This is a genomic window from uncultured Selenomonas sp. (assembly GCA_905372355.1).
Taxonomy (GTDB): Bacteria; Bacillota; Negativicutes; order Selenomonadales; family Selenomonadaceae; genus Selenomonas.
The window spans coordinates 129,585-155,389 of the sequence record CAJPOT010000002.1; the positions used below are offsets into that span (position 1 = coordinate 129,585).

Sequence of the window (25,805 nt, forward strand, 5' to 3'; positions counted from 1 at the left end):
CTCACCTCATTGCAAATCGCGGCGGATTTTTTCGATGGCTTCTCGAATAGGGAGTCATTTTTTTGCAGAATCCATCGCATCCGCCTGTCCTTCGCGATAGATTCGCGTCGTTCTCGCCGCGACAGGACGGCGATCCTGCATCTTAGCGCTTTCCACCGTTTCCTCGCCGCTCTTTGCCGTGCTCTTTTCTGCACCGCTCTTCATCGGCTCGCTCTCAACGCTGTCCTTCGTCTCGACGGCTTCCTCCTTCGTCGAAGCGGCGGGCGTCTCCTTTATAGATGTCAGCTCGTAGACGCCGCGTTTGCTCAAACCGCCCTGCAAATGAAACAATACGCCTGCATCTTCCGCGTTGAAGAAGAGCGACCCTTTCTTTTCGTAGCCGATCGCCTTGCCGTACTTCGTCCCCAACGTGGCAGACTTGGAATCCCATGTCACAAGCACCTTGAGCTGTTCGGCAATCTTATCGGCCGGAAGATATACGATGTCGTCCTTGATCAGAGCTTTGTCGCTCATCGGCTTTCCGTTGACGGACAGATTGTATACCCTGGCGACGTATGTGGGCTGACCATCAGACAGTTCGATCTTCCGCTCGATTTCCTCGTCGGATTCAAATTTATCCACGCCGTAGCCTGCAAGCCACTTCGCTACTGTCTCGACATCGAGCGGCTGATAGCCGTAGCCGTCGGGATAGATATAGTAGACGATCATGTTGTCCTTGATCTTGTCAATGACAATGCGCTGATACATGATTTCCACAGGCGTGCCAACGCTCGCATAATCATAGACCTCCTCGACATCGGCCTCCTTCATGCGGATGCAGCCATTGGAGACGTAGCTGCCGATGGATTCGGGATGATTCGTGCCGTGGATGCCGTAGTTTCCCCAGACTTGCATCCAACGATAGCCGAGAGGATTGCTCTCCCCCGAAGGGATCGTGTTCCCTGAATCGCCGGGATCAACCCAAGTAGGATTTTCCTCCTTTGTCAAGACGGAAAAATAACCGACGGGCGTCGGCGTAGAAAGCTTTCCCAATCCCACGGGATAAAGTCGAATCTTTTCATTGTTCTTGTAAACGCCCAGGGAGCGTGCGGCCACATTGATGACGATCTTGTAGGGATCTTCCGTCTTTTCGGCAGCGGTGGATTTGACTTCCGACGTATGCACTTTCTCAGGCTCCGGACTTTCCGCCGAAATATCCTTGACCCATGCGCCGTAGGAGGAGCCTTGCTCCTTTTCCGTAGCCCCTGCCCATCCGGACACGCCGGCAAACATCGAAAGACAGACAAAAAAAGCCGCGATTTGCTTAAACATCATTGCATCGTCCTTTTCTTCAAAATTGCTTTCATAAAAGATGCTTTCATTATAGCACAACCGCGCCCTATTTTCACTGCCACTGGAAAAAGCTTTGCACAATAGCCAATAAATTTATCCTCGGTAAGCTACACGCACAAACGTCCACTTTGTGGACATTGTGCGCCGCCCTTACAGAAGCCTGGCCAATCGGTCTGCGCCTGCGGCTTGACCTCTTGGGGCTTCATGGTAACCTACACGCACAAACGTCCACTTTGTGGACAAAAGTGCGCCGCCCTTACAGAAAGTTACCCAATCAGTCTGCGCCCTTTGGGCTTGACTTCTTGGACTTTCATGGTAAGAAATGATACGACATTTCTTCCGTAAATGGTGTATTATATAATTTATTGATTAGTTTATCAGTTTTTACGGAGGTATGAGCAATGAGTGCATTTTTAGGGCCGATTCATTTTCGCATGTATGAGAAAATCCAGTCACAGGAAAAGCTGACGAAGACGATTGCCAATCTTGCCATTGAAAAAGGTTGGATGAGTGCAGAAGAGGCGGCCGCTTATGTAAAGGAAGAGTCGCGGCCGCTCGAAACGATCATCGATCTGGCGAACATCCATGGCTGGCTGCTGGGCAAAATCGAGGATGCCGAATCCCGCTATGCCGCTCTTGTGACGAAGCTTCTGAAGCAGGATGCAGAACGCTTGGAGGACATGAAGCGAGCCGCCTTCGCCTTCGGGGCTGAAACCGCTGCGGAAGAGTCGCGGCCGAGCGCCTTGTTCAATGCCATGGACAGCCTCATGCTCGACGGCATGCCGTGCGACGGCGCCTGCATGGTCATAGATTCGTCCGACGAAAGCTTCGCATGGGAACTGCGCCTCGACGTGCACCGCGCTTTTTGGCGGGAAGCCGGCGGCGACCCGGCCAATTACTTCGCACTGCGCAATGAAGTCGTTGCGGGCTTCCTTTCAAAATCAGACAAGTGCGTCGTGACAGAAGATGGGCACACCTATCGCTTCTCCGCCAAATAAGTCAGCTTTACAATCAATCAAAATGATGTATAATATAAGGTATAATTATAGAAAGAGGTGACTTATTTTGACAGAGCAGGAACTGGAGAAGCTGGTCGAAGCGAAATTCGCTGAGGCGGACAAGGCTTTCGAGGATCGTCCGAAGAAGTTCTTCATCACGCAGAACGGCCGCGGTGTCGTCGACGGCGGCGAGCTCTACAACAAGGTCTACACCGACGTGTTGCGTGTCGCGCAGCAGGCTTGCACGGCGATCTTGAAGGAAGCGCTCAAAAAATAAGCCGAACATAAAAAATCCCCATGCTCCTGCATGGGGATTTTTTATGTTCGGCTGACTGCCTACTACTTCTCTTCCTTCTTGACCGCCGTCGAGCGCACATAAAGCTCTCGCAGCTGCTTGGCGTTGACCTCGGACGGCGCGTGCGACATCACGTCCGAAGCGCTCTGCGTCTTGGGGAACGCGATGACGTCGCGGATCGAGCGGCGCTTCGCCATGAGCATGACGAGGCGGTCGAGGCCGAAAGCGATGCCGCCGTGCGGCGGCGTGCCGTACTCGAAGGCGTCCATCATGAAGCCGAACTTCTGACGCGCCTCTTCCTGCGTGAGCCCGATGGCCTCGAAGACCTTCTCCTGCAAATCGCCCTGATAGATACGCAGGCTGCCGCCGCCGATCTCGACGCCGTTCAGAACCATGTCGTAAGCGTTCGCCTTGACCCTTCCGGGGTCGGACATCAAGTACTCGACATCCTCGCGGCGCGGTGCTGTGAACGGATGGTGCATGGCCTTCCAGCGCTTCTCTTCCTCGTTGTATTCAAACATCGGGAAGTCCGTGACCCAGAGGAATTTCAGCGCATCGGCATCGATGAGGCCGCGACGGCGCGCCATCTCAAGGCGCAGTTCGCCGAGCGCCTGTGCGACGACAAGCGGCTTGTCTGCGATGACGAGCAGGAGATCGCCCGTCTTTGCATGGCAGGCCTCCTTGATCTTCTCGAAGACTTCATCGGCGTAGAACTTCTTGAACGGCGACTTCACGCCCTCTTCCGTGTACTGAATCCACGCGAGACCCTTCGCGCCGTAGCCCTGCACATACTGCACGAGACCGTCCAGCTCGCGGCGCGGGATATTCGCATAGTCCTCGACATTGATGACCTTGACCTGTCCGCCGTTTTCGAGGACAGAGGAGAAGACTTTGAAGTCCGAACCCTTGACGTACTCCGAGATGTCCATGAGCTCCATGCCAAAGCGAAGATCGGGCTTGTCCGAGCCGAATCGCTCCATCGCCTCATCCCACTTCATGCGCAAAAACGGGGTTTCGAGCTTGATGCCGAGCGTCTTGTCGAAAAGCTCCGCGACAAGGCCTTCCATCAGCTCCAAGATGTCGTTCTCGTCAAGGAAGGACGTCTCGATATCGAGCTGCGTGAACTCAGGCTGACGGTCAGCACGCAGATCCTCATCGCGGAAACAGCGCACGATCTGGAAATACTTCTCGAAGCCTGCGACCATGAGGATCTGCTTGAAGATCTGCGGCGACTGCGGCAGTGCGTAGAACTTGCCGGGATTCAGTCGGCTCGGCACAAGGAAGTCGCGTGCGCCCTCGGGCGTGCTCTTGCAGAGCATCGGCGTCTCAATCTCGATGAATTCATGACGGTCGAGGAAATCGCGCATGATCTTCGTCACGCGGTGACGCAGCATGAGATTCGCCTGCATCTCGGGGCGGCGCAGGTCAAGATAGCGATACTTGAGGCGCAGCGTCTCGTCGACGTCGATGTTGTCCTGGATGTAGAAGGGCGGCGTCTTCGCCGTATTCAGGATGCGCAGCTCCTCACAGACGACCTCGATCTTGCCCGTCTCGATATGCGGATTGACCGTATCCTCCGAGCGCGCGCGCACCTTGCCGCGCACGCCGATGACGAACTCGTTGCGCAGGGTTTCCGCCTTGTGGAACGAGTCCTTGCCCATCGCCGCCTCATCGTAGACGACCTGCACAAACCCCGAGCGGTCGCGCATATCGACGAAGATCAGACCGCCGTGATCCCTTCTCCTCGATACCCAGCCCGAGAGCACGACCTCGGCGCCAACATCACCCTCACGCAGCTCGCCGCAATGGCGCGTCCTCTTCATGCCTTCCAATGTTTCCATCAATTCTTCACCTCAACACATAATGCAGGAACAAAATCCTTCAAAGCGAGCTTCTTCTGCTCGCTCGTCTTCATATCCTTCAAGAGGGCAGAAGCCTCCTTGACCTCATCTTCACCCAAGATCGCCACAAAGCGGGCATTCTTCTTGTTAGCCTGCTTCATCTGTGCCTTCATGCTGCGCCCTGCGAAGTCCATGGCAGCGGAGAATTTAGCCGCGCGAAGCTCGTGCAAGAGCCTGAAGGCAGGAATTCTCGCCTCCTCGCCCAAGGCGACGACGAAGACATCGACCGCTTCTCGCTCCTCAGGCAAAAGCCCCTGTTTTTCGAGCGCGAGCAGCACGCGCTCAAGCCCCACGGCAAAGCCGATCCCAGGCGTCGGCGGACCGCCGACCTCCTCGACGAGTCCGTCGTAGCGCCCGCCGCCCGCCACGGCGCTCTGCGCACCGAGCGGCGTGTACTTGACCTCGAAAGCCGTCTTCGTATAGTAGTCGAGGCCACGCACGAGATTCGCATCAAGCTCGAAGGGAACACCCGCCGCCGTAAGATACGACTGCACCTCAGCGAAATGTGTGCGGCACTCGTCACAAAGGCAGTCCGTGATGCGCGGCGCATCCTCAGCGAGTGCATGGCAATGCTCGTTCTTGCAGTCGAGGAGGCGCAGCGGATTGCGCTCGAAACGCGAGCGGCAGTCCGTGCAAAGCTCTTCGAGATGCGGGCGGAAGAACTCCTGCAGTTTCTCGCGATAGACGGGACGACACTTGGGACAGCCGACGGAATTAAGATGCAGTTTTAGCTCCTGCAAGCCGAGAGCGCGCAAGAATTCGACGGCAAGCACGATGATTTCCGCATCGACTGCAGAACTTGCCTCGCCCAAAGCCTCCACGCCGAACTGGTGGAACTCGCGGTAGCGTCCCGCCTGCGGACGATCATAGCGAAACATCGAGCCGATGTAGAAGAGCTTCACGAGAGCGTCCGCCGCATAGAGCTTGTTCTGCAGGTACGAGCGCACGACAGAAGCCGTATTTTCGGGCCGCAGCGTAAGGCTGCGCTCGCCTCGATCGGTGAACGTGTACATCTCCTTTTCCACGACGTCGGTCGTCTCGCCGATGCCGCGCAGGAAAAGCTCCGTATGCTCGAAAATCGGCGTGCGGATTTCATGGTAACCGTATCGCGCACATAGCTCGCGGATCACCTTCTCCACATGCGTCCATTGTGCGACCGTATCAGGCAAAATATCCTTCGTGCCGCGCGGTCCGTTGATCAACACGTTTCTTCCTCCCCCTCGTCTCCGTAAGCCTCCGCTAAAAGAGCGGCTCGCTTCGCGATATAATCGTCGATATCGCGCACATAAGTATGAAAATCCTTGGCGTTGAACGACGCCTTGAGCCTCTTCGTGCGGAAATTCATGATCTTGCTCGTCGCGGCGCAGCCGATGCCTAGGATCGTCTGATGCTCGTCCATGATCTGCATATTGTACATGCTCTCAGCGCCCGGACGCGCACAGCCGACATTTTCCATTTGCCCGCTCATATAGCCCTGCCGATAGAGATAGTACGGCAAAAAGCCCTCGTCCTGCACCTGATCCATCGCCGTCCGAAACATCGCCTGCACCTCGGCATCATTTGGAAGCTCATATTCTTCCAAGTGCATCTTGAGCTTCGAGCCGCGCTTCAAGGCGAGCGAGTGAAGTGTCACGTCGTCGGGAGCGAGCGCGAGAACCTTCGCCATCGTATCGGCAACGTCCGAGCACGTCTCCCCCGGCAAGCCGAGGATGACGTCCATGTTGATGGAAAAATCGCCCGTCTCGCGCAGCAGGCGGAACATGCGGACGATGTCTTCGGGCGTATGCGCCCTGCCGATGCGCTCCAATGTGCGCTGCTGCATCGTCTGCGGATTCACGCTGACGCGGCTCACACGATGCTTCTTCATTGAAAGCGCCTTTTCTGGCGTCATCGTATCGGGACGCCCCGCCTCCACCGTAAATTCGCCCGTATGCTCGCCATAGAAAGCTCCCTCGACGAGGGAAAGCATACGTTCGAAATCGGCATTGCTAAGACTCGTCGGCGTACCGCCGCCGATATAGATACTCTGCACCTTCAGGCGATGACGCTCGATCTCACACTTTGCCGCTGCGAGATCCTTGTCCCATGCGGTAAAAAAAGTGCTGAGCTGCTCATCATTCGGCAGGATGTAGGCGGGAAACGAGCAGTAAAGGCAGCGCGAGCGACAGAACGGTATGCCGACGTAGACGCTGATCGTCCGCTCGTCCGACGTCTGCAGGAACGGTTTCTGGCGAAACGCCATCGCCGTCATGTACGAAGCCTTCTCCAAAGAAACCTCGTAGTCCTCCAAAAGGCGCGCGACGATCTCCTCGCGCGAAAGTCCCGCTTCGATGAAGCGATGCACGATCTTCGTCGGGCGGACGCCGTGCAGAATACCCCATGCCGCCGCAGGCATATCGAAATGCGTACGAAAGAGACGGTAGAGGTTGAGCTTGACGAGGCGATGGACAGCCGCCATCGCCTTTTCGCCCTGCCTTGCGGCGCCCTCTATAGAAAAGCGCCGTTCCTCCCCCGTCTCCTCCACAGCAAGAAGTTCTGTATGAACTGCAGGCACAGGATCCATGGCAATCTCATGCCGCACGGACAATACGGCAAAATCCGCCTGTTCCTCGCCGCACTCCTCTTCAAGCTCCAACACTCGGATCTTGAAGAGTTCCAAAAGCTCGCGCACGAGCTTGACGATGACCTCCTCTTTTCGGTCGAGCAAGAAACGTCGAACAATCAATGCTTGCGGCACTCCTTGCAGTAACCGAACAGCTTGACTTGATGATCCTCGATCTGGAAGTCGCATTCATCGGCAACCTTCTTCTCAAGATTCTCCAGAAGATCCTCAGAAAACTCCGTGACCTTACCGCAGCTCAGGCAAATCAAGTGATGATGCTGATGCTCGCCGGGATTGAGATCCGAGATCTCGTAGCGGCTGCAGCCGTCGCCGAATTCCATCTTCTGCAGAAGCCCCAGCTCGACGAGAAGCTCCAAACTACGATAGACAGTAGCCAAGCCAATTTCCGAATGATTGGCGCGCAAGATCATGTGTACGTCCTCCGCGCTGATATGCTGACCAGGACGATCCATGAAAACCTGCAGAACAATCTGCCGCTGCGGCGTCATCTTATGCTGACGTTCCTGCAGCCTCTTCCTCAGATCCTCCATTGTTATTTTAGCCATGACCATACTCCTTTACGATTTGTTGCAAACTACACGCACAATGTCCACAAAGTGGACATTGTGCGTCGTCCTTAATGAAAAATCCAATTGCTCTGCGCCCTTTGGGCTTGACCTCTTGGATTTTCATAGTAAACAAAATGAGCAGACATTGAAAGTATCTGTCAATTCAAAGTCTTTATAAGCTATTGTAGCAAAAAGTATCAAAGAATACAAACATTTATTCAAGCAGTTCAAACTTCGCAGGAAAGATTCGTTGTAAAATAAAATCAGACCCTAAAAGAACAGGAATTAATGAGAAGCAAAATTCGGCAGCAAGACGCCTCATGCCCCTTGATTCTACATGAAACCAAAGCCATTGATATAGGGATTGCACTTTCTCTCATGCCCGATCGTCGTCGCAGGACCGTGCCCGCAGTATACAACAAGCTCGTCGGGCAGAGTCATGAGCTTTTCTTTAATGGAAGTTAGGAGATCTTGGGAGGAAGCACCGGGAAAATCCGTCCTGCCGACGGATTCAGCAAACAACGTGTCGCCGCTGAAAACGCGATCCTCCATGAGGTAGCAGACGCCGCCCGGGGAATGTCCGGGCGTATGAAGCACGGTGAACTTCATGCCGCCGATCTCCAAGACCTCGCCGCCTTTCAAAAGAGTATCGGCGGGGCGCGTCATGATCGGCACGCCCATAAAGGCGGACAAGTTCTTCCGCGCATCGAGGAGCATCGGCGCATCAGCCTCATGGATATAAAGCTTAGCGCCCGTTTTCTCGCGCAGAAAGTCGATGGCGCCAATATGGTCGGCATGAGCATGCGTGTTGAGAATCGCCTTGAGGTTCAGCCCATCTTCTTGGATATACTGCCATATAGTTTCTTCGCTGCCACCCGGGTCGATCGCTATCGCCTCTTTACTTCCTTCTTCATGCAAAATATAGCAGTTGACGCCGAGCGCCCCTACCACGAGCGCCTTCATGTTCAAACTCATAATTCATCATCCCTTGCTGACGTGCCCAGAGAGCGCGATACGCTATAGACATCCTTCATGCGGCGAATCTTCGTCATGATCTGCGCCACCTGCTGCGAGTTTCGCACATCAAGCCCCATCGTGACGAGCGATGTCTTGTTCGACTTATTCGCCTTCGCCGTGAGCGAAGTGATGTTGACCTTCATCTCAGCTGGCAGGGCGAAAAGTTCTGCGAGCATTCCTGTCTTATCGTTGCAGACAACCTCAATCTGCACCGTATACACCTTGTCAAGACCGACATCCCAGTTGACCTCGATGACGCGCGAGAAATCCATATCGTTCAAGAGATTTGGGCAATCCGAACGATGCACGGAAACGCCGCGCCCTCGCGTGATGTAGCCCGTGATTGGATCGCCCGGAATCGGATTGCAGCAGCGTGCCAGACGCACGAGGAAGCCGCCCTCCCCTTCCACGAGAATGCCGTGGCTCGACTTCTTCTTGCGGTTCTTCAGCGGCTGCTTTAGTTCGCTGAGCATTTGGGAAATATCGGGCGTCGTCGCCTTCTGCAGATCCTGCTTGTGCATCTCAATGAGCTTCGAGAGGATGCTGTTGACCGTTATGCCGCCGTAACCGATGGCGGCGAGAAGGTCGTTCACCTGCGGAATGTTGAGCTTCTTCGCCAAAAGTTCCAGACGCTTGGGCTTCAGCACCTCTTTCGGCGCATAGCCGAGATGCTTGGCCTCCTTCTCCATCAAGTCCATGCCGCGCGCGATATTTTCTTCCTTGCGCTGCTTCTTGAACCACGAGCGTATCTTCGTGCGCGTCTCCGAGGACGCGACGATGTTGAGCCAGTCACGGCTCGGCCCACTGTTCGACTTGTTCGTGATGATGGAAACGATGTCGCCGTTCTTTAGCTTGTACTCCAACGGCACGATCTTGCTGTTGACCTTGGCGCCCACGCAGTGATGCCCGACTTCCGTGTGGATGCGGTAGGCGAAATCTATGGGAATCGATCCTTTGGGCAGATCGACGACATCGCCCTTAGGGGTGAAGACGAAGACCTCGTCGGAAAAGACGTCTACCTTCAAAGCCTCGAAGTATTCGCGCGGATCGTCCAGTTCATGCTGCAGGCTGACCATCTGACGCAGCCACGACATTTTCTGATCGTACTCGCACGTCGCGCCGACGCTCTTTCCCGCTTCCTTGTACTTCCAATGCGCGGCAACACCGTACTCCGAAACCTTGTGCATGGCAAACGTGCGGATCTGAATCTCAAGCGGATAGCCGCGGCAGATCACGGTCGTGTGCAGGGACTGGTAGCCGTTCGACTTCGGCATGGCAATGTAGTCCTTGAAGCGGCCGGGCAGCGGCTTCCACATCGCATGAATGATGCCGAGCACGCCGTAGCAGTCCTTGACGGAGTCGACGAGCACGCGCAGAGCGGAAAGGTCGTAGATCTCGCTGATGTCCTTCTGATCGCGCTTCATCTTCTTGTAGATGCTGTAGAAATGCTTGGCACGACCCCGGATTTCTGCCGTTATATGCGCCTCTTCAAGCTTTTCCACGATTTGCTCGTGCGCCTCGTCGATGAATGCCTGACGCTCCTGGCGCTTCTGCTTGACGCTCTCGACGAGATCGTAGTATGCCTTGGGATCGAGATAGCGCAGGCACAGATCCTCAAGCTCCCACTTGATATTCGATATGCCGAGGCGGTTCGCGAGCGGCGCGTAGATCTCGATGGTCTCCCGCGCGATGCGCTTCTGCTTGTCCTCGCGCATGTACTTGAGCGTGCGCATGTTGTGCAGACGGTCGGCGAGCTTGATCATGATGACGCGGATGTCCTTCGCCATCGCGAGAAACATCTTGCGATAGCTTTCAAGCTGCTGCTCTTCCTTCGACTTATATTGGATCCTGCCGAGCTTCGTCACGCCGTCGATGAGCATTGCGACCTCATCGCCGAAGAGCTCGCGCATTTCATCGAGCGTATGCGTCGTATCTTCCACGACATCATGCAGGATGGCCGCACTGATCGTGATGTCGTCGATCTGCAGATCCGTCAAAATCTTCGCGACGGCCAGCGGATGGATGATGTAGTCTTCACCCGAAACGCGCTTCTGTCCCTTGTGTGCGGCGTCCGCAAGTTCGTACGCCCTTCGGATGAGGTCGGTGTCCGCATTCGGCTGATAGCTCTTGACCGCTTCCAAGATCATATCGATCGTCACGGGACTCATTTCACTCATTGCACTCCACCCGGCTTTCCTCGGCATTCTACGGGCAGCGATCCATGCTCGCCCACTTTAATCTCATATTATACATTATACACCATCGCGCAAGGCTTGAACAAAGAGCGATATCTTACAGCGGATTCCCTTCACGGAAGATGCGCGACTTCTGCAAGTCGAGCTTCTCTTGCGGCGGGCAGAACGCATATCGTCCGTCGTCAGGCAGCAGGACGCTGAGTTCTTCGAAAATCTGCAGCGCCTTTTGAAACGTGAAGATTCCCATGACGGGGAAATGAAGCAGATACTCTGCCAGAAGCTTTTCCGCATCTGCCGGCAGACCTTCGCCCGCTCTTTGACGTACGAGCAGGAAGCGATAGACCGAGGCCAGCGCGTCACGGTCGGGATGCTTCGCCTCGGCGCGTGCCGGACGAAAATCTTCAAGCATGAGCTGCAGAGAGCGCTTCTCGCGCCACACATGGTATTCGGGAAAATACGCGATGTCGATGCGCTCGCGATTGACGAGCGGCGCCTCCTCGCCCTTGCCCCAAGCCAGAACGTCAATGCTCGCGTCCAAGCCGTCAAGCTCAAACTTCAGATGCTGCCCCTCCTTGCCGATCTGCCGCGCATAACTGCCGCGAACGCCGTGCGTCGAAAAGAGCGGCTTGGGATTTCCCATGCCGTACGGCTCCAAAAGCTTGATCTCCGTCATCAGCTGCTCCGTAATCTTTTCGGGTGCAAGTTCCAGCTCGATGTCGAGAATCGGCACGAAATCCTCTTCCGTCAGCACCTTTGCCGCATAAGCCTCCAGAGCCTCACGGAAAGAGGCGATGTCCGCCGAGCGAAGCGAAAGCCCCGCCGCCTGCGCGTGGCCGCCAAAGCCCAGAAGATGCTCCTTGCAGGCCGAAAGAGCTTCAAACATGTGGAAGCCGCGTATGCTGCGGCACGAACCCTTGCCGACGCCGTCTTCTTCCGCGATGATGACCGTCGGACGGTAATAGCGCTCGACGATGCGCGAGGCCACGATGCCGATGACGCCGGGATGCCAGCCTTCTCCATGAAGCACGAGCACATGCGCTCGCTTGACGTCAATCTCCTCGATCTGTTTTTCTGCCGCCTGCAGGATCTCCTGCTCCACGGCCTGACGCTCGCGATTCGCCGCGTCAAGCTCCTCCGCAATCGCCTGTGCTTCCTCTCCGTCCTCCGTCAGGAGCAATTCGACGCCGCGCAGAGCGGACGCCAAGCGTCCCGCCGCATTGAGCCGCGGCGCAAGCACGAAGCCGATATGTCCGGCTGTAATCTCCTTCTCTTGGAGTTCCGTCACAGCGAGAAGCGCCTGAATACCCGGGCGCTTCGATTTCTTCAAGACGCGCAGACCTTGCTGCACGATCTTCCGATTCTCGCCGAGGAGCGGCACGACGTCGGCGACCGTGCCCAGGGCGACGATGTCAAGATCGCCCGTGAAGGATTTGCCGCGCATTTTCTGCCAAAGCGCCTGGCAGAGCTTGAACGCCACGCCCACGCCCGCGATGTTCTTGTCGGGATATGCGCAGTCTGCACGATGCGGATCGATGACGGCGAGGGCTTTGGGCAATTCCTTGCCCGGCAGATGGTGATCGGTGATGATGAGATCGACCTTGTCTTTTGCCGCTGCCGCCTCCTCGACGGCGGAGATGCCGCAGTCCACCGTGACGATGAGCCCGGCGCCCCCAGCGATGATCTCATCAAGTGTTTCCTTGTGCAGCCCGTAGCCGTCCTTTTGACGATGCGGAATGAAGTAGCCTGCATTCGCGCCGAGCTGACGCAGATTGCGGCAGAGAAGCGAGGTCGCCGTGATGCCGTCGACGTCGTAATCGCCATAGACGACGATGCGCTCCTGCGCTTGGATCGCCTGCTCGATGCGCGAGACAGCCTTTTCCATATCCCTCATCAAGAACGGATCGTGAAACGGCTGCTTTTCCGGATGAAGGAACGCTCGCGCCTCTTCGTCCGATGTGATGCCGCGATGCAGAAGAAGCGCCGCCGTGAAGGGCGTCGTGCCGATGCGCTGGGAAAATTCCACAGCTCTCGCCGATGTATCAGGCAAGAGCGACCATTCTTTCTCCATTGTTCTCCTCCTATCTGTCGCTGATGGAGCAACCTACATAAAAGGGGCTGCTGCACAGACCTTTCGGCCTGTGCACAGCCCTTTCATCAGCTTGGCGTTCCGCGCGCAAATTATGAACAACGGTCACTTCGCTGCAGCCGCACTGCCCGCCCTGCGGCGCTTCTCCGAGAAATTGCGCAGGACGACCCAGATGGGGCTTGCAATGAAGATGGACGAATAGCATCCGGCAAAGAAACCGACGAGAAGGGCGAACGAGAAGTCCTTCGTCGTATCGCCGCCGAACCAGTAGAGCGCGAACGTCGTGAAGAGCACGGTGCATACCGTGTAAATCGAGCGCGTCAGCGTCTGATAGATGCTCGTATTGACAAGCTCGTTGATGTCGCCGCCGCGCCTAAAGTGCAGCTTCAGATTCTCGCGGATGCGGTCGAAGATGACGATGGTATCGTTAATCGAATAGCCGACAATCGTCAGAAGCGCCGCGACGAACGACGAATCAATCGGCCGCTGTGTCAGAGAGAAGACGCTCAGGACGATGAGGATGTCGTGAACCAAGGCCAAGATGGAGGAAATACCAAACTTGAACTCGAAGCGGTACGAAACGTAGAGCACGATCATGACCCACGAGAGCGCGAGCGCCCAAAGGGCGTTCATGATAAGCTCCGATCCCATCGTCGCACCGACCTTCTCCTCGCGCAGCACATCGTAGTCGCCGAGCTGCTGCTTGAGCGACGCCATCACAGCCTTGCGCTCCTCTTCCTCAAGGTCAACGCTTCGCACCATGACTGTGGGCGCAGCTTCAGCATTCGCCGTATCGCCCGAGAACTGGATCGTGCTGTTGTCGAGCCCGTACTCGCGCAGGACGCCGCGCACATCCGCCAAGGTCACTTCCTTCTGGAAGCGCAGCTCGATGATCGTGCCGCCCGTGAAGTCGATGCCGAGGTTGAAGCCCTGCGTGCACATGCTGAAAATGCCAGGCAGAATGACGCACAGGGAGAGGATGAACCAGATCTTCGTGCGCTTTACAATGTCGAACTTATGCATCTTTCTTCACCCCGCTTCCGCCAGTCAATCCCGTCGCACCGTAGACGGCAGGATTCTTGCAAATATTCGAGGCGATAAGGAGCTTCAGCATGTACTGCGTGAGCGTGATCGCCGTCAGCATGCTGAGCACGACGCCGAGTCCGAGCGTGATGGCAAAGCCCTTGATCGTTCCCGTGCCGAAGAAGAACAGTACGAGCGCCGCGATGATCGTCGTGATGTTCGAATCGAAGATCGTCGTGAAAGCGCGCTTGAAGCCTGCTTCCATCGAAAGGCGCAGCGTCTTGCCCAAGCGGAATTCTTCCTTGAAGTGCTCGAAGATCAGCACGTTCGCATCGACCGCCATGCCGATGGACAGAATGATGCCCGCGACGCCCGGCAGCGTCAAGGTCGCATCGAGCATCTTCAAGAGGAAGAGCAGCAGGATGACGTAGGCCATGAGGCTAAGATCAGCGATGAGACCAGAAAGGCGATAGAAGAGGATCATGAACACGAGGACGGCGGAAATGCCGATGACAAAGGCGAACTCGCTCTTGTCCTTCGAGTCCTGTCCGAGCGTCGGCCCGACCGTGCGCGTCTCAATGATATTGACCTTGACAGGAAGTGCGCCGCTTCTCAGAAGCATCGCGATGCGATGCGCCTCTTCCTGACTCTCCTGTCCCGTGATCTCAGCCCTGCCGCCCGTGATCGGCTCGCGCACATTCGGGTTCGTCAAGACTTCTCCGTCGAGCAGGATGGCGATGCGGCGGCCGACGTTCTTCGTTGTCAGATCGGCGAACTTCTTCGCGCCCTCGTCGGAAAACTCCAAGTTGACCACATATTGATTCTGCTGGTTGCGGGCGTCCTGCGCGTTCTTCAGGTCCGTGCCCGTCATGACGGTATTTCCATCCTCGTCCTTGAATTCGAGCATCGCCGTCTTGCCGATCGTCTTAATGGCAGAATCGGGATCCTTGATGCCCGGCAATTCGATGATGATGCGGCGCTCGCCTTGGCGCTGGATCAGCGGCTCGGTCAGGCCAAGCTCGTTGACGCGCTTCTCCATGATTTTGACGACGCGCTGCATTGCATCGTCGTTGACCTGCGCTTCCGGCGTATCGACCGCTTCGAGCACGACATGCGTGCCGCCCTGCAGGTCAAGGCCTTGGCGTATGGAATTTGCCAACGGCGAGACGAAGGCGAAAAAAACGCCGACGATCACCGCGATGACCGCGATGAGCTTCAGTAAAGCGTCCTGTCTCAAATTTTCCCATCTCCTCTGATACATATTATTCTTCCGCACTCAAGCGCAAGGCGCAAAAGACACGGTTCAAGCCCCTTTTTCACGCAGGAATGCGACGACCGTCTCCAAGACCTCCGCCGCCGAAAGATCGTCCGTCTGCAGATAGAGGTCAGCATGTTCCCGCGCGTCGCGCAATCGCTCGTGCTGCACGGCAAGACGCTCCTCCGTCCACGAGACGCGGCGGCGCTTCTTGATTGCAGGAAGCGTCGCATCGATCATCACGAGGATGTCGGGGCGGTGCTTGTTCCAAAAAGCGCGGATGCACGAATGCTCCTGCGCCACGTTGTATGCGTCAAAGCCCGCATCCTTCAGGCCCTGCACGAGCGTCGTCTTGCCCGACGCACAGACGCCGACAACAGCAATTCGCATAGCTTTCTCCTTTGGAAGCGCAATGGCTTCATTCGACTGAAACGGCTGCTACTAGAACGGATACGAAGCGGAAAGCTGCTCGATCTTCGGCGCATCGGCTGCGGCTTCCGCTATGCCCATGACGACGACCGTCATATCGTCTCCCGCCTTGTCCTTGTCCAAGGAGAGCGCGTATTCCAGGATGCTCTTGGCGATGAAGTCGCAGTCCTCGGGTGCATTGTCCTCGATGATGGCGAGGATCTTCTTCATATCCATCGACGCGCCGTCGTACTTCTTTCCTGCGTGCGCGATGCCGTCCGTGAAAGAGACGACGATCATGCCCGGGGCGAACGGCAGTTCATAAACAAGTGGCTTCATGTGGCGGTTGACGCCGATCGGCGAGACCTCGTCGTCGTAGATCGTCAGGTACTCGTCCGTCTTGACAATCGTCGGACAGTTGGAATTGCGGCTGATGACGACCGTTTCCGATTCCAAATCGGCGCTCAGGAGCGTCAGCGTGCACGACACCTTCTTGTCCTTCATCGCGTAGAGGTAGTCGTGCACGGCGCGTGCGACAGCGCCGTCGCGGGCGCCGTCAGCGATGAGTGAAGCCGCCTTGTTCACGACCCAGCTGCTCGTATGATGCGCCGCCAGCCCGTTCCCCTGCCCGTCGGCGATGACGGCGGAAAGTCCGCCGTAAGGCCGCTCAATGATGTCGAAGCTATCACCGCAATGCTGCATCGCATACTTGTTGATCTTCGCCATGCCCACTTTTATCTTCATCAATGCTTCTCACCTGCAAAGTATAGTTTCGTTCTCCGTAACAATCGCGTGCATCATGACGTCATGCGCCTCTCGGGGAACCTCGTCCATGATCTGACAAGAAAATGCCACGGCGATTCGCTGCGCCTGCGGCGCCTTCTCGCCCAAGAAGCGATCATAGAAGCCCGCACCAAGACCGAGCCGCGCACCGTCGCGCGAAAATGCCGCGCCCGGCACGAGCACGCAGTCAAGGCTCTTTGGATCGACGATCTCGCGCCGCTCTTCGCGCACGGTCGGGATGTCAAACGCTCCCGGCACGAGGTCGGAAAGCGCACGCACGCGCACCGCCTCCATCACGCCCTTGCCGACGATAAGCGGCACGGCAACGCGCTTTCCCTCGGCCAGCGCCTTTTCCATGAAGCTGTAGAGCTGCACCTCGTCCGACATCGCGGCGAAGGCGAAGACTGTCCGAGCCTCGCGGCAGACGTCGAGCGACATCAGTCTCGCTTCTATGGCCTCGCTGAACACCCGGTTCGTCTGCTCTGAAAAGCTGCCGCGCCGCTTCAAGGCCTCTTGCCGCAGGCGTTTCTTCGCCTGCAAAATCTCCTCGGATGTCATGCGTCAAGATTTCTCCTGCGCCCCGCCATCCGTGACATTCGCATGGATGGACGCACGCGACACCTCGATCTCCACATGCTCGGCGATCTTCATCTTGACCATCGTATCGTGCACCTCGGTCAGCGTGCCGTAAATGCCGCCAATCGTCACGACGCGATTGCCGCGCCTGAGTCCATCGAGCATCTCCTTGCGGCGCTTCTGCTCCTTGCGCTGCGGCCGGATGATCAAAAAGTAGATGACGAGCACCATGAAGATCAAAGGGCCGTATGTATAAAGGGCATTCATCATATTTGCATCCATGATATTCCTCCCGAAGATAGAACAAAAATCGCGCATACGTCTAACCGTATACCATTCATTTCTTTCGACACTTCTCGCCTTTTCCCTTTATTGCAAAGGAAATTTCCTCATCGTTTCCAGTTTTGCAGGAATTTTGCGCGAAAATCGCTGAACGCATCGGCGAGAATCGCCTCGCGCATCTCGCGCATAAACGCCTGCAGGAAATAAAGATTATGCAGCGTCAGGAGGCGCAGGCCGAAGATTTCCTCGGCGCGAACGAGATGTCGGATGTAGGCGCGCGTGTAGCCGTTTCGGCAGGCGTAGCAGCCGCAGCCCTCTTCGAGGACGGAAAAATCGCGCGTGTAAGCGGCATTCTTCATCACGAGCCGGCCTTCATGCGTCATCGCCATGCCGTTTCGTGCTACGCGCGTCGGAAATACGCAGTCAAACATGTCAATGCCGTACATGACGCCTTCGAGGAGATAATCGGGCGTGCCGACGCCCATCAGATAGCGTGGCTTGTCTTCAGGCAGAAGATGCACGGTGAGTCCGAGCATCTCGTACATGAGTTCCTTCGGCTCGCCGACGCTCAGACCTCCGACGGCATAGCCGGGAAAATCAAGCTCTGCGAGATCGGCCACGCTCTTTTCGCGCAAATCCTTATACATGCCGCCCTGCACGATGCCGAAGAGCCCTTGACTCTCGCTCGTCATCGCATCCTTGCAGCGCTTGGCCCAGCGCGTCGTGCGCTCCGTCGAAGTCTTCGCATATTCGTAGTCGGCGGGATAAGGCACGCACTCGTCGAACGCCATGACGATGTCCGAGCCGAGCGCCATCTGCACCTCCATCGAAACTTCGGGCGAAAGGAATTTCTTCGAGCCGTCGATATGCGAGCGGAAGGTCACGCCGTCTTCGGTGATCTTTCGCAAGTCGCCGAGACTGAATACCTGGAAACCGCCGCTGTCCGTCAGGATTGCGCCGTCCCAGTTCATGAAGCGATGAAGTCCGCCCGCCTCTCGCACGAGCTCCATGCCCGGGCGCAGAAAAAGGTGATACGTATTGGATAGGATCACACCCGCACCAAGATCCTTGAGTTCGTCAGGCGAGACGCCCTTGACGGACGCCTGCGTGCCCACGGGCATGAAGATCGGCGTCGGAAAACTGCCGTGCGGCGTGTGCAGAATGCCGGCGCGCGCTCCCGTCGCCTCATCCTTCTTTATCAATTCATAGGTAATGGCTGTCAAAGAGCCGCCTCCTCTTTCTTGCTGCCTTCAGCGCGACATGTCAAAAACATCGCATCGCCGAACGAGAAGAAGCGATACTTTTCGCGCACCGCTTCCTCGTAGGCGTGCAGTACGAACTTGCGCCCCGCGAAAGCGCTGATGAGCATGAGCAGCGTCGACTTCGGCAGATGAAAGTTCGTCACAAGGGCATCGACGATCTTGAAGCGATAGCCCGGATAGATGAAGATGTCCGTCCAGCCGCTCTTCGCTGAAATGACGCCTTGTGCCTCAGCCGCCGATTCCAACGTGCGGATCGACGTCGTGCCGACGGCGATGACGCGGCCGCCCGCCGCCTTCGTGCGGCGAATCAGCTCCGCCGTCTCCTCGGGCAGTTGGTAATACTCGCTGTGCATCTTGTGCTCTTCGATCTTTTCCACATTCACGGGGCGGAACGTTCCGAGTCCGACGTGGAGCGTGACGAAGCCGATATGGACGCCCTGCGCCTTGAGTTCGGCAAGCTGCTCCTTCGTGAAGTGCAAACCCGCCGTCGGCGCAGCCGCCGATCCTTCCTCGCGGCAGTAGACCGTCTGGTAGCGCTCCTTGTCCTCCAATCTCTCATGGATGTAGGGAGGCAGAGGCGTTTCTCCCAAGCGATCGAGGATTTCCTCGAATACGCCTTCATAGCGGAACTTCACGATGCGCCCGCCGAAATCCGTATGCGCCATGACCTCAGCGCAAAGCTCGTCGGAAAAGCGGATGACCTGTCCAACCTGCGCCTTCTTACCGGGGCGCACCAAGGTCTCCCACGAATCCTCGTCGAGGCGGCGCAGCAAAAACACCTCGATATGCGCGCCCGTCGGCTCGCGCCTGCCATAGAGACGCGCGGGAAGGACGCGCGTATCGTTCAGAATCAAGGCGTCGCCTGGCGCGAGGAACTCGCCCAAGTCGTAGAAATGACGGTGCTCTATCGTCTTCGCCACCGGGTCGAGCACCATGAGCCGCGATGCGTTGCGCGGCTCGATCGGCTTCTGCGCGATCCGTTCCTCCGGCAGTTCATAATCAAAATCCTTGAGCAGCATATTTTCCGCTTCTCCTCACGGCTGAATCTCCAACTTCGTTCCCGGATAATAATGTGCCAGAATGGCGTCATACTTCATGCGGCCCGCAAGCCTCTCTGCGCCATGCTGTGACAGTCCCAGGCCATGACCGCTGCCGAAACCGGCGATCACGATCTGCCCCTTTTCCCGCTTCACGTCGAAGAGCGTGCTTTTGAGTCCAAAGAGGGAGCGCATCTCGCTTCCCGTCAGCTCCACAATTCGTTTCGAGCCTTCGATCGTCATGTGCGAAACGCGTCCCGAAGGCGTGCGGTAGGCGTCGCCCCTGCCGATGACGAGCGGGGAAAGCCCGATCTTCTTCAGGCTTCCCACCTCCTTGCCTGCGGCGGCGAGCTTCCTGAGGAAATCCGCTTCCGACAAGATCACCTGCCACGGACTTGTCCTTTGCACATCCTCCTTGACGGGCACGAGATACGGCACACCCGCGCCCCAAAGCGCCTCGCGGCTTTCCGTCATGCCGCCCGAATCACTGTGAAACAACGTTTCCGCCGGCTTTCCCGCGTAGAGGAGTACCTGATTCGCCGTCTGCGCGACCGCCGCACGCGTCGCGGGCGTTTCCGCATCGACGCCGCCGTAGACTTGGCAATGTGTCGTCGCGCAGACGTCGTAACCTTCCGACCGATGGCGTCCCTTGCTGCGAAGGGCATAAGTTCGCGCCGCCACCGCCTGCGCCTTCAAGGCTTCTATATGCCACGAAGCGGGCATCTCTTCGGCGAGCACGCCGTTCACATAGTCGTCAAGAGGAAGCTGTTCAATGAGGTCAAGCCCCTTGCTCTCGACGCGCACGAAGAAACTGCCGCGATAATGCCCGGCGCCAATTTGAAAGATGCCCTCGGCACGCTGCGGCACAAGGCGCAGGGATGCGCCGGAGAGGCGCTTACCATCGAGGAAGATTCCCGCCCCGCCGCCCTCCAGCTTGATGGCGGCATTCGGCGCGATCGTCGTCAGCACCTTGCCGCTTCCGTCCTCGACGATGGAAAATCCAGCGTCCGACGAGATGAGCACGCTCTTCTGCCCGAGGAACAGCCCCACGCGAATCTCCTGCGAAGATGCGTGCGCCTTCTCCTGCTTCGCCTCTTTGGACGCCGCCTCCCTCTGCGCCTTCCCTGCACCCTGAAAGTCGATCACGCGACCCGCCGACGCCGTATGGGAGCAGCAGAAGAACAAGCCGCACAGAAAGAAAAGAATTGCGCCGCACCACATGCCGCTTCGCTTTTCTGACAAGACCAACGCCCCTTTCCTTTCCCTGCACGATAGGAAGCACGGATAAATGCAACGATTCCTATAGTATATCACAGAGAAGCGCACCGCGCCACCGGTAAGGAAGCGCACAAAAGAAAACTGCCGCACATTCCGTACGGCAGTCCTTGAAAAGCGACGTTTTCTAAAACGGCAAATTCTTTCCTCTTCACTCAAGGATCGTGATGCGCCCCGCGCCGGCAGGATTCTCGTAGCCCTTGCCGACGACGCCTCCCTGCTCTTTGACGTAATCGGCAATCGCGTCGATGTCGGAGAACGCCGTGTCACGCAGAAGCGGCGTGCCGTCGAACATCGTCATGCCGTTGCCGCCGTTCCTCATGATGTAGGAATTGCTGACGACCGTATAATCCTCTGTCAAGTCGAGCGGCACGCCGCCGACCATGACATCCTTGACGCGATAAGCTCCGTCGACACGAACAAAACCGCCCTGCTCATTTTGAACCACCGAAGACGGCACACGCGCATCAATAGTGTAGGTGATTCCCGAAACATGGAAAAAGCCGCCGGATTCTTCGGGATACTTTGCCGCCCCCATTTCGAGCGCATCGAGAAGCTGCTGCCCCGTGACACTTCTGACGACAAGGTTGTTCGTAAAGGGGAACAGCGCTGCGAGCGTCTTATACGTCACTTTTCCTGTCGAGATCGGCTCACGAAAACCACCGCCATTGACGAGCGCCACATCAGCATGAACCGAGGCGCGAAATGCATCTGCAACAAAATCGCCGAGATTCGTCTCGCCGCTGCGCACGCGGTATTCACCATCGACATCGGTCACGAGGTCAACGGTCGTCGTACCGACAGGCTTGGCAAGCTGCCTCTCCACCTGCGCGAGTTCCTCATCGACAAGCCGCTTGACATCGGCATCGACCGCCGTCAGTCCCTTGACGAGTTCACCCGTGATCGTGCCGTCGTCATGGATGGTGATCTTGCCGACGCTCGCAAGCTTCGTGCCCGTCTGCTCGACGAGAACGTCCTTGCCGTCCTTGTTCTTGTCGACGCGCGTATACTGCTCATGCGAATGTCCGTCGATGATGACGTCGATGCCGCTCGTATGCGCAGCCACGGCGCCGCTCGACCAAACGGGAACGGCGCCCGTCGTGCCCAGATGGGCGACGAGCATGACATACTGGGCACCCTCCGCGTGCGCTTCATCGACCGCCTTCTGAATCCCCTCATAGAGCTTCGAGCCGTCCTCATCTTCGAGGAAGCTATAGACGAACTTGCCATTCTCATCCTGAAACTCCTTCGGCGACGACGAGACAATCGTTTCCGGTGTCGTCACGCCGATCAGCGCGATTCTTTTGCCGTCGAGCGTGACGATCTTATGTGTCTTGAATACAGGCTGATTCGTCCTCTTGTCGATGAAATTGCAGCTATAGTAGCCGCACTTGAGCTGCGATGCAAGCTCCAGGAAGCGATCCATGCCAAAATCGTACTCGTGGTTGCCGGGGATGGCGAAATCGTAGTCGGCACGGTTCATGATGCGGATGATCGCCGCGCCGCGCGAGAGACTGCCGAGCGGCTCTCCCTGCACCGCATCGCCCGCATCGACGAGGATGACCTCTGGATTCTCCTTCTGCAAGTCGTGCTTGTACTGCGTGACAGCAGCGATATGGATGTTCTTTGCGACACCGCAATGCACGTCGTTCGTGTGCAGAATGACAGCATCCGCGTGTGCGATCAGCGGCAGAGAGGCAATCCAAGCCGCCGTGAAAAGACCGCCGATGAGTTTTTGCATCTTGTTCCTCATAAAGACCTCCTGTTCTGACCATCAAATACAAATTCTATACGTAAAGGAATCACTGATAAATCCAGCCACCCATCTTCACAAATCCAGGCGACTTCATTTTATCGGTGCTTTCTAAAAATTATATCATGAACAATCTGCATATCGCACTGTCACAAGCGACAGGTTAAAATATTTTAATTATATCCTTATAAAAGAACAAACGCGCCTCCCCTATATCCTAGAGGAGGCGCACACGCACGAATGATCAATCAGCTGATACCGACGACTTCGTAGCCTGCATCGACGATCGTCGCCGAAAGAGCCTTGTCCGAAACGTCAGCACTCAGGGTGACGACGGCATTCTTGTTTTCCAGGCTGACTTCCGCCTTTTCCACGCCGTTCATGCCTTCCAAAGCCTTCGTCACATGGGCGACGCAGTGGCCGCACATCATACCTTCGATAGAAATCGTCTTTTTCATTACACTTGCCTCCAATTTTTCATCTGCCTGCATTTGTGCAACTTCTTCCGCTCCCGCCTCTGCTTCCTTCTGTAAAAGGAAGCCGGGCAGTTCACGCAGAACCTTGCGCTTGTCTTTCCTATCGTCATAAACATCAAAAAAGTTCAGCCGCAAGGCATTCATCACGACACAGAAACTCGAAAGGCTCATCGCCGCCGCGCCGAACATCGGACTCAATACGATGCCGAACACGGGCAACCAAAGGCCTGCCGCGAGCGGTATGCCGATGACATTGTAGAAAAACGCCCAGAAGAGATTTTCCTTGATGTTGCGGATGACCTGCCGCGAAAGGCGGATGGCCGCGACGACATCCCTGAGTGACGACTTCATAAGGACGACGTCGGCAGCATCCATGGCAATGTCAGCGCCCGCACCGATGGCGATGCCGACATCGGCACGCGTTAAAGCGGGCGCGTCATTGATACCGTCTCCTACCATGATCGTCCTGCCGCCCTCCTGCAGACGGCGCACGACCTCTTCCTTGCCGTCGGGCAGAACGTCGGCGACGATGGCAGAAAGTCCGAGCTTCGCGCCGACCGCGTTCGCCGTACGGCGGTTGTCTCCCGTCAGCATGACAGGCTGCACGCCCATGCGCAGAAGTTCTTCAATCGCCTCACGGCTGTCCGGCTTCAAGGCGTCAGCGACGGCGATGATGCCGAGCAAACGATCCGCAGCGGCGAAGAAAAGCGGCGTCTTTCCCTCCGACGCAAGCTTTTCCGCCGCCGCCTTCATGTCCGCTGTCAGAAGCCCCTTCTCCTTCATCAGCGCCATGCTGCCGCCGATCACCTCTCGACGTTCACCTGAAAACTCCGCCGTGCCCGTGACGCCATGCCCAGGCAGTGCCTGGAAATCCTGCACCTTCGAGAAAGAAATGCCGCGCTCTTCTGCCTCGCGCCGGACGGCAACGGCAAGCGGATGTTCACTCTGCGCCTCCAAGGCGGCCGCCACGCAAAGAAGCTCTTCTTCCCCTACACCCGCAGCAGGCACGAGATCCATCACGCGAGGCTTTCCTTCCGTGATCGTGCCCGTCTTGTCGAGCACGACAAAGTCCGCCTTGCCCGTCGCCTCCAAAGCAGCCGCCGTCTTGAAGAGAATGCCGTTCTTCGCTCCCTTGCCGCTGCCGACCATGATGGCGACGGGCGTTGCAAGCCCCAGGGCGCATGGGCAGCTGATGACGAGCACGCTGACAGCACGCGCGAGAGCGAAGCTCGCCGTCTCACCCAGAAGCAGCCAAAGAGCGCCCGTAGCAATAGCCAAAACAATGACGACGGGAACGAATACGCCCGACACCTTGTCAGCGAGCTTCGAGATCTCCGCCTTTGAAGCGGCGGCATTCTGCACCATCTCGATGATCTGCTGCAGCGTCGTGTCTTCGCCGACGCGCCGCGCTTCGCAGGTCAAAGCACCGTTCTGATTGATCGTGGCGGCGCTCACGAGACTGCCCGGCGCCTTGTCCACAGGCAGGCTTTCGCCCGTTAGCGCCGCCTCGTTGACGGCGCTCTCACCTTCGAGCACCTTGCCGTCGACGGGAAAGCTCTCGCCCGGCAGTACGAGGAAGACGTCGCCGACGGCGACCTCCGACGCGGCGACGACGACCTCCTCGCCCTCCTTCACGAGTCGCGCCGTCTTGGGTGCAAGATCCATGAGCCCCTTGATGGCATTCGTCGTCTTGCCCTTGCTGCGACTTTCCAGCCACTTGCCCACCGTGATGAGCGTCACAATCATCGCGGACGTCTCAAAGTAGAAATCCCTGCCGCCCGCCGCGACGCTCTGCCAGTCGCCGGCACGCGCCGCAAGAAGCATGGAGAAAAGATTTCCCGTACTGTAAACGAAACCCGCCGCACTGCCAAGAGCTACGAGCGTATCCATATTCACGCCGCCCGAAAAGATATTGCGAAAGCCGTTGATGAAGAATTTCTGATTAACGATCATGACGGCGACGGCGAGAAGAAGCTCATAAAGACCGATGACGAGCGCATTGTTCTCCATCGCCTGCGGAATGGGAAGCGCAAGAAGCATGTGTCCCATAGAAACATAGAGAAGCGGCACGAGGAGCACGAGCGACACGATAAAGCGGCGCAGAATCTTCGGCGTCTCATGATCTTCAAGCGCCTCTCGCTCTTCTCGCATATCCTTTGCCCGTCCTGCCCCCTTGCCGGCAGCAAGGCTCGCGCCGTAGCCCGCATGCTCGACAGCGGCGCAGATCATCTCCGACGTCAGCGGCGCATCGTAACTTACGAGCATCGAATTCGTCAGAAGGTTCACAGACACCTCCCGCACGCCCGCCAGATGACGAACCGCCTTGTCAACACGCGCACTGCACGCCGCGCACGACATGCCCGTGATCTGATACTTTTCATTTTCCGTCATAAGAAAAACACCTCCTCGCTTCCTATGACTATTTGAACAGAATATACGTCGATGAGGTATTTGTCAAGAACAAGTTTCAAATGTATGCAGACACATTCCTCTTCTTATCAAAAATTTATTGAACTTTTTTGATAATTCTTTGTCAGGAAAAGAGGATTTCCGCCTTTTATGTCAAAATAAAGAATTTGAAGAAGGTTGTTTCTTTTACTATGAAAGTCCAAGAAGTCAAGCCGACGACGCAGACCGATTGGATAATTTTCATTAAAGGCAGCGCACAATGTCCACGAAG

The 25,805-nt window shown here is 56.8% G+C and carries 21 protein-coding genes; 2 read left to right on the top strand and 19 right to left on the bottom strand.

From position 1 onward, the window contains the following. Positions 1-54: 54 nt before the first annotated feature. Positions 55-1,314 (bottom strand): L,D-transpeptidase family protein, encoded by a 1,260-nt coding sequence (locus QZ177_RS01645; protein WP_294175305.1) that lies wholly within the window; start codon positions 1,312-1,314, stop codon positions 55-57. A gap of 419 nt (positions 1,315-1,733) precedes the next feature. Between QZ177_RS01645 and QZ177_RS01650 the strand changes: the two genes are divergently transcribed. Then, on the top strand, positions 1,734-2,330 hold the full coding sequence (locus tag QZ177_RS01650) for a hypothetical protein (RefSeq protein ID WP_294175306.1): 597 nt from the start codon (positions 1,734-1,736) through the stop codon (positions 2,328-2,330). A 67-nt stretch (positions 2,331-2,397) separates the two neighbouring features. Then, a complete protein-coding gene (locus tag QZ177_RS01655; RefSeq protein ID WP_006192860.1) occupies positions 2,398-2,607 on the top strand; it encodes a hypothetical protein in 210 nt (69 codons plus the stop codon). 62 nt (positions 2,608-2,669) lie between these two features. On the opposite strand, the gene aspS is transcribed toward QZ177_RS01655, so the two are convergent. The 18 genes from aspS to QZ177_RS01745 all read right to left on the bottom strand — a co-directional run bounded on the left by aspS (position 2,670) and on the right by QZ177_RS01745 (position 25,516). Next, positions 2,670-4,466 carry an aspartate--tRNA ligase gene (aspS, locus tag QZ177_RS01660; RefSeq protein WP_294175307.1) on the bottom strand — a complete coding sequence of 599 codons (1,797 nt, stop codon included), beginning with the start codon at positions 4,464-4,466 and terminating at the stop codon, positions 2,670-2,672. Next, the gene (gene hisS / locus QZ177_RS01665) at positions 4,466-5,731 is read right to left on the bottom strand and encodes a histidine--tRNA ligase (protein WP_294175308.1); all 1,266 of its coding nucleotides are present in this window, start codon (positions 5,729-5,731) and stop codon (positions 4,466-4,468) included. Before hisS ends, aspS begins: the two co-directional genes overlap by 1 nt. Next, the gene (gene hemZ, locus QZ177_RS01670) at positions 5,725-7,251 is read right to left on the bottom strand and encodes a coproporphyrinogen dehydrogenase HemZ (RefSeq protein ID WP_294175309.1); all 1,527 of its coding nucleotides are present in this window, start codon (positions 7,249-7,251) and stop codon (positions 5,725-5,727) included. The genes hisS and hemZ overlap by 7 nt, the downstream gene beginning before the upstream one ends. Beyond that, on the bottom strand, positions 7,248-7,694 hold the full coding sequence (locus tag QZ177_RS01675) for a Fur family transcriptional regulator (RefSeq protein WP_006192969.1): 447 nt from the start codon (positions 7,692-7,694) through the stop codon (positions 7,248-7,250). Before QZ177_RS01675 ends, hemZ begins: the two co-directional genes overlap by 4 nt. Before the next feature lie 336 nt (positions 7,695-8,030). Beyond that, a complete protein-coding gene (locus tag QZ177_RS01680) occupies positions 8,031-8,672 on the bottom strand; it encodes an MBL fold metallo-hydrolase (RefSeq protein ID WP_294175310.1) in 642 nt (213 codons plus the stop codon). Continuing rightward, positions 8,669-10,891, bottom strand: a complete 2,223-nt coding sequence (locus tag QZ177_RS01685) for a bifunctional (p)ppGpp synthetase/guanosine-3',5'-bis(diphosphate) 3'-pyrophosphohydrolase (RefSeq protein ID WP_294175311.1) — start codon at positions 10,889-10,891, stop codon at positions 8,669-8,671. The genes QZ177_RS01680 and QZ177_RS01685 overlap by 4 nt, the downstream gene beginning before the upstream one ends. Positions 10,892-11,006: 115 nt before the next feature. Next, positions 11,007-12,977, bottom strand: coding sequence for a single-stranded-DNA-specific exonuclease RecJ (gene recJ / locus QZ177_RS01690; RefSeq protein WP_294175312.1), 1,971 nt, complete (start codon positions 12,975-12,977; stop codon positions 11,007-11,009). 123 nt (positions 12,978-13,100) lie between these two features. Further along, the gene (gene secF / locus QZ177_RS01695; protein ID WP_009645203.1) at positions 13,101-14,018 is read right to left on the bottom strand and encodes a protein translocase subunit SecF; all 918 of its coding nucleotides are present in this window, start codon (positions 14,016-14,018) and stop codon (positions 13,101-13,103) included. Continuing rightward, entirely contained in the window at positions 14,011-15,279 is a 1,269-nt protein-coding gene (gene secD, locus QZ177_RS01700) for a protein translocase subunit SecD (protein ID WP_006192976.1), read from the bottom strand. Before secD ends, secF begins: the two co-directional genes overlap by 8 nt. Positions 15,280-15,321: 42 nt before the next feature. After that, on the bottom strand, positions 15,322-15,663 hold the full coding sequence (locus tag QZ177_RS01705) for a hypothetical protein (protein WP_009645212.1): 342 nt from the start codon (positions 15,661-15,663) through the stop codon (positions 15,322-15,324). 51 nt (positions 15,664-15,714) lie between these two features. After that, positions 15,715-16,425, bottom strand: coding sequence for a PP2C family protein-serine/threonine phosphatase (locus QZ177_RS01710; RefSeq protein ID WP_265071508.1), 711 nt, complete (start codon positions 16,423-16,425; stop codon positions 15,715-15,717). Positions 16,426-16,434: 9 nt separating this feature from the next. After that, positions 16,435-17,022 carry a 5-formyltetrahydrofolate cyclo-ligase gene (locus QZ177_RS01715; RefSeq protein ID WP_294175313.1) on the bottom strand — a complete coding sequence of 196 codons (588 nt, stop codon included), beginning with the start codon at positions 17,020-17,022 and terminating at the stop codon, positions 16,435-16,437. 3 nt (positions 17,023-17,025) lie between these two features. Next, positions 17,026-17,322 carry a preprotein translocase subunit YajC gene (gene yajC, locus QZ177_RS01720; protein WP_009645216.1) on the bottom strand — a complete coding sequence of 99 codons (297 nt, stop codon included), beginning with the start codon at positions 17,320-17,322 and terminating at the stop codon, positions 17,026-17,028. Positions 17,323-17,429: 107 nt separating this feature from the next. Next, positions 17,430-18,545 carry a tRNA guanosine(34) transglycosylase Tgt gene (gene tgt / locus QZ177_RS01725; RefSeq protein WP_265071506.1) on the bottom strand — a complete coding sequence of 372 codons (1,116 nt, stop codon included), beginning with the start codon at positions 18,543-18,545 and terminating at the stop codon, positions 17,430-17,432. Further along, on the bottom strand, positions 18,542-19,603 hold the full coding sequence (queA, locus tag QZ177_RS01730; RefSeq protein ID WP_294175314.1) for a tRNA preQ1(34) S-adenosylmethionine ribosyltransferase-isomerase QueA: 1,062 nt from the start codon (positions 19,601-19,603) through the stop codon (positions 18,542-18,544). Before queA ends, tgt begins: the two co-directional genes overlap by 4 nt. A 15-nt stretch (positions 19,604-19,618) precedes the next feature. After that, the gene (locus tag QZ177_RS01735) at positions 19,619-20,863 is read right to left on the bottom strand and encodes a SpoIID/LytB domain-containing protein (RefSeq protein WP_294175315.1); all 1,245 of its coding nucleotides are present in this window, start codon (positions 20,861-20,863) and stop codon (positions 19,619-19,621) included. A gap of 184 nt (positions 20,864-21,047) precedes the next feature. Further along, complete coding sequence (locus QZ177_RS01740; protein WP_294175316.1) at positions 21,048-22,649, bottom strand: bifunctional UDP-sugar hydrolase/5'-nucleotidase; 1,602 nt, start codon at positions 22,647-22,649, stop codon at positions 21,048-21,050. A gap of 248 nt (positions 22,650-22,897) precedes the next feature. Further along, positions 22,898-25,516: a heavy metal translocating P-type ATPase gene (locus QZ177_RS01745; protein WP_294175317.1), complete on the bottom strand. Its 2,619-nt coding sequence runs from the start codon at positions 25,514-25,516 to the stop codon at positions 22,898-22,900. Positions 25,517-25,805: the final 289 nt, after the last annotated feature.